This is a genomic window from Dryocola clanedunensis, assembly GCF_038405435.1.
Lineage (GTDB): Bacteria > Pseudomonadota > Gammaproteobacteria > Enterobacterales > Enterobacteriaceae > Dryocola > Dryocola clanedunensis_A.
In genome coordinates this window covers 1-541 of record NZ_JBBYHZ010000039.1, presented here as the reverse complement: position 1 = coordinate 541, position 541 = coordinate 1, and the positions used below count along the sequence as shown (strand labels likewise).

General features: G+C 68.8%; 1 protein-coding gene. It reads left to right on the top strand.

Annotated elements, in window-relative coordinates:
- Positions 1-43 precede the first annotated feature (43 nt).
- Positions 44-541, top strand: a 498-nt coding sequence (locus AAE045_RS23175) for a ParB/RepB/Spo0J family partition protein (RefSeq protein WP_455549676.1), incomplete at its 3' end; no start/stop codon positions are given.

Below are 541 nucleotides of genomic sequence, written 5' to 3'. Positions count from 1 at the left end.
ACAACCAACGCAAGAAGGCCGACAAGGCCATGGAGACCGCCTGATGAGCACCAAGCCTGCCCTCGGCAAGAAACGCGGCCTCGGCCGTGGCCTCGACGCGCTGTTGGGGCCCAAGGGGGCGGTGACACAGGTGCAGGCAGCGGCCGTGGTCGAACCGCAGCCGGGTGAACTCCTGCGCAAGCTGCCGGTGGGCCATCTGCAGCCGGGCAAATACCAGCCGCGCCGCGACATGGACGAAACCAAGCTCGCCGAGCTGGCCGAGTCGATCAAGGCCCAGGGCGTGATCCAGCCGATCCTGGTCCGCCAGCTCGGCCCGGACAGCTTCGAGATCGTGGCCGGCGAACGCCGCTGGCGCGCGTCGCAGCTGGCCGGCCTGGACGAAGTGCCGGTGGTGGTGCGCGAGCTGGAAGACCGCACGGTCATCGCGATGGCGCTGATCGAGAACATCCAGCGCGAAGACCTCAACCCGCTCGAGGAAGCCGAAGCCCTGCAGCGGCTGATCAGCGAATTCGCCCTGACCCATGCCGAGGCCGCCCAGGCC